3 protein-coding genes are annotated in these 4,344 nt (G+C 64.5%); 1 reads left to right on the top strand and 2 read right to left on the bottom strand.

Features of this window, described 5'->3' with window-relative positions; genetic code table 11:
* Positions 1–189 precede the first annotated feature (189 nt).
* A complete protein-coding gene (locus tag VGL40_12015; GenBank protein HEY3315987.1) occupies positions 190–2,034 on the top strand; it encodes a hypothetical protein in 1,845 nt (614 codons plus the stop codon).
* A gap of 158 nt (positions 2,035–2,192) precedes the next feature.
* On the opposite strand, the gene VGL40_12010 is transcribed toward VGL40_12015, so the two are convergent.
* Both VGL40_12010 and murJ read right to left on the bottom strand, forming a co-directional pair.
* On the bottom strand, positions 2,193–2,426 hold the full coding sequence (locus VGL40_12010; protein HEY3315986.1) for a GDP-mannose 4,6-dehydratase: 234 nt from the start codon (positions 2,424–2,426) through the stop codon (positions 2,193–2,195).
* 31 nt (positions 2,427–2,457) lie between these two features.
* Entirely contained in the window at positions 2,458–4,074 is a 1,617-nt protein-coding gene (murJ, locus tag VGL40_12005) for a murein biosynthesis integral membrane protein MurJ (protein ID HEY3315985.1), read from the bottom strand.
* Positions 4,075–4,344: the final 270 nt, after the last annotated feature.

The raw sequence follows: 4,344 nt of genomic DNA, 5'->3' as shown, positions 1-4,344 counted from the left end.
CGATTAGGGTCCCGATTGCCTGGGCCCGATTGCGAGCCGATTGACCAGGTGGTCAACGAGTCTCCATGGGAGATTATAGCGCCGGTTGACCAGGTGGTCAATAGCGAAACCTTTCCGGCGAAACCTTTCCGGCGCTAACCTCGTCCAACTCCATGGCCGGTTTTCCAAGGAAGGGGACGAGACCACAAGATGAGATCCTCCGCGCGCAAACCTCGGGCCAATATGGCCGCCATCCTCGTTGCCGCGCTGGCCGTCACGGCCCTGATCACGGCCGCTGCCGGCTGCGCCAAGGCCAAGCCGAAGGCCGAGTTCAGGCCCTTCCCGGGCAACGAATCGCAGGCCAACGCCCCGAAACCGCCCGAGGGCACGGCCGAACGCCCGGCTCTCCTCTCGGTTCGCGTCGGTATCGGCGAGGAGGTCGGCGGCAGCGGCGTCCACATCGCCGACGCCATGTTCTACGAAAGCGCCAAGACGATGGTCGGGACCGGGCGGTTCATCCTGCACGCGTCCTTCAAGCCGGCCCCCTCGGCCGATTGGTTCAAGCAGAACGTGACGGTCGAAGGCGGCAGCGCCCGGATCATCACCGAAGACAACTACACCCAGGGCTGGGCCCAATACATCGTGCCCAAGGGCCAGGAAGACGAAACCATCACCCTCAGGATCAAGTCGGCCACCCTGGTCGGCGGGGCCGATTCCTTCGAACTGGTGATGAAGCGGGTCGATGAGCCCCGGGCCAAGCTCGAGGTGTCCGAAGGCCGGCGCTGGCGGGAAGTGGCGGCCTGCGATGTGCTCGGGATGCGGCCGCTGAAGCTACGGGTCACCTTCACCCAGGAGATGGAGAAGGCGACCGTCGAGAGCGCCTTCAAGGACCTGACCGGGAAGCTGGAGTGGGCCGGCGGGAAGAGACTGACCTGGACGAGCGAGGCACCGCCGGCGGTCGTGCGGATCGATGTCAACCAGGCGAGGAGCACCAACGGCCTGTGGGTGCTCGGCGGCCTGCCGGTGGCCTACACCGGCGAAGCACCGAGGCTCTATGCCTACGACCCGGCCACCGGCGCCGAAAAGGACGTGGCCGCGGTCCCGACCGACCTGATGACGACGTACGTGAGCCCGGATGGCCAGCGGCTACTGGCCGGCGCGTACGCCGCCTCGACCTCGCGGCTGGAGCCCGGCCCGGTGGTTTGGCGGGTGATCGATCTGACCACCGGCAAGGCCACGGTCCTGCCGGACGGCGGGGACTACGTCGGCTGGGCGGGCTCCGGGGCGGTGGTGCGGTTGGTCGACAAGCGCTGCGAGCTTATCGATTTGAACGGCCAGAAGACCAGGGAGTGGGCCCAGCCGCATGAGAACTTCCGGCACCCGACGGTGTCGCCCGATGGGCGGCATCTGGCCGGACTCGTGCCCGACTTCGAATCCGGGGCCTCGCGGGATCCCGAGACCAGCCTGATCCCCAACGACCTGGTCCTGATCGATCTGGAGAATGGCCAGGCCGAAGTGGTCAAGGAGTTCGTCCGGATCTACCTGCCGCCGAGCGAATGGTACGTCCGCTCCGGGCCGGCCTGGTCGAGGGATGGCGGGCAGGTGGCCGCGGTCGGCGACCGGCGCGGGGGCGGCGAGGTTCGCGTCTATGACCTGGCCGAGAAGGCCGCCCACACCGCCACGGTCATCGACGGCCCCAAGTACATCACCGTCGAGCCGTTCTCGTGGTCCCCGGACGGCAATTTCTGGGTCATCAACGGGAGGGCCGTCGGGGCCACCATCGAAGCCTTCCCCATGTCGGCGGAGGTCGACGGGTCCCAGTCGACGTGGGCCTGGTCGGTGGATGGGAAGTGGGTGGCCAGTTACGGCGGGGATGGGAATTGGGGCAAGATGGGCGTGCGAAAGGCCGAAGGCGCGGGCGGCGGCAGCAGCGGGGGCGGGTTCGAGGCCGTCGGGACCCGCGATGGGTTCTTCTGTGGATGGGATAATGGGGGCCGCGCTTATTATGTGAAGTGGGCTGACGTGGCCAGCGGGTATCGGCCGGAGATGCCGTGAGCGAAAGTACCGGCCAGAATACCAAGGCGGGGTCCTCGATTGAGGGCCCCGCCTGTTTCTTTACTGGGTGGTCATTCCCCGAGCCGACCCGTGTTGTGGTACGTCCTGCCCTTGATCGTTGTAGCCTTCCAGCTGCAACGATTTGCGTAAATGGGGTGTCAAACTAGAGTCCGAACGGAGTTCTCGAGGACGTTGACCGAGCCAAGGACGTTCGCCTTGGCATCAGCCGTTGGGTGCTCGAGCGAATCCCGCACGTTCACCTGGGCGGCCAGGTTATCCAGGGAGCCGGTCGACAGGTTATCGACCACCCCCACCTTGTGGCCCAGTTCCGACAGGGCTTCGGTGAGGTGGGAGCCGATGAAGCCGGCTCCGCCGGTCACGAGGCGGCGCATGGGAAGTCCTCCAATGCCTCAGCCTAAGCAGTCAGCGAGCCCTGGCAAGCGTCCTCCTGAGCAGGGATCCCAACGACTGGACGTCGTCCTGGCGAAGGGCGATCAAGGCCGCAAGGTAAACCAGGCCGCCGAGGACGATAAGGGCTAGCAGCTTGCTCGCCTCGATCAATGTGCCATCATTCGGCACTAATCGGCTGACGACCGGTACGGCTGCCCAGACGACGAGGCCCATGGCAACCGAGGCAGCTACAATCTTCGCCAGCGAGGCAGCGAGCTTCGTCCCCGGAAGGCCGTGAACGCGACGGTTGAGCAGATAGTAGTAGGCCACCAGACCCAGGGTGACCGCCACCGAATTAGCCAAAGGCAGGCCCACCAGCCCGAGCGGCCGGATCAGGATCAGGTCAAGAACGATGTTCAGACAGGCTACCCCGACGCCCAAGAAAAGCGGAGTGACCATGTCCTGCATCCCCTGAAAGGCTCTGGCGGGCACGGGGGTGGCCGCCACGGCGAAGATGCCGAGGGCGTAGTACAAAAGCACAGCTGATGTCGAGGCCGTGGCCTCCGCGCTCCAAGCCCCTCGTTCGAAAAGGACTCCGACAACCGGAATTCTGAGGACGGCCAGACCAACAGCCGCAGGTATCGTGACCAAGGCTACTGCACGGAGCCCGAAGGTGGTCACGTCGGCCAGTCCCGCAATGTCCTGGCGAGCGGCTCTCTCAGAAAGCGTGGGGAAGGTCACTGTGGCGATGGCGGCACTCAGGATGCCCACTGGCACCTGAATCAACTTCAAGGCGAAAGTTTTTGACGCGATGCTGCCCTCGGCCAGATGAGAGGCCAGCCAGTTGTCCACAGTGAGGTAGATGCCCCCGACAATAGATCCGGCCAAGACCGGAACAGCCAGAGTAAGGACTCGGCGGACGGCCGGGTGATGAAGGTCGAAGGACAGCCCCGGTGGCAACCCTCGCCGCCGGAGCCAGTAGCCCTGAAGCAAGAACTGGACTATGGCACCGGCGGCATAGCCGTAGACCGCGGCGTACATGCCAAGGTCCCGGGCCAGCCACGTTACCACGGCAATAGTAAAAATGTTGACGAGGACCGGGTTAGCTGCTGGGACGGCGAAATCCTTAAGGGAGTTGAGCAGAAGGCCCAGTACGCTACCCACGCCCACGAAAACGAAGACAACAAAGAGCAGGCGGGCTAAGCTGGCGGAAAGGGCCAGGGTCTCCGGGGCCAGCCCGGTGGCCACGAGTCGCATTATCGGCAACGCCAGAACCACCCCGCCTAGAGCAACGGCTGCCGACACCGCAATCGTCAGGTTCAAGATTGTGGAGGCAACGACCCGCGCCTCGTCCTCCTTGCCCTGGACCCTCAGCTCGGTCACCACCGGGAGCACACCTGTCCCGATGGCTCCCCCGATGCTGGCTAGATAGGTCTGAGGCAAGTTCAGGGCGACGTAGAAGGCGTCCGTTGCTCTGGCCGCACCGAAATAGCCGGCTAGGATGACGTCACGAGTGAAGCCCAGCACCTTCGCCAGGATATTGAAGAGCATGACGATACCCGCGGAGGCGACAAGGCCTCCACGGGTGGTTTCTCGGCCGGCTGTACTGAGCCGCTGCCACTTGGTCACTAAGGGGGTACGCTCAGCCACCAGACCTGCTCCCGGATGAGGGGGGCATTGGGGCCACGGACATCGGAAAGCACTCCTCGCCCACAGCCGTTTGAGGAAAAAAATAGGCCAGCCTTAGCTGGCCCCTTCACACATACTGGCAGAGACTGGGGACAGCCCTTAGATCTGCCTATTTGGCCGAACCGAGGACGCGGTCGACCAGAATGGCTAACTGGGCGCGGGTCAAGAGGTCATTCGGGTGGAAGCCGTGGTCGCTATAGCCCTTGAAGATCCCAAGGTCATAGAGGGCCT

The organism is Bacillota bacterium (assembly GCA_036504675.1).
Classification (GTDB): Bacteria; Bacillota; Sulfobacillia; order JAJYWN01; family JAJZPE01; genus DASXUT01.
The sequence above is the reverse complement of the archived record's forward strand: the minus strand, read 5'-3'. Positions and strand labels throughout refer to the sequence as shown.

What these genes read in the sequence shown, in the direction of transcription:
- VGL40_12010 (HEY3315986.1), bottom strand. Translation starts at nt 2,426, where the DNA reads ATGCGCCGCCTCGTGACCGGCGGAGCCGGCTTCATCGGCTCCCACCTC.
- VGL40_12015 (HEY3315987.1), top strand. Translation starts at nt 190, where the DNA reads ATGAGATCCTCCGCGCGCAAACCTCGGGCCAATATGGCCGCCATCCTC.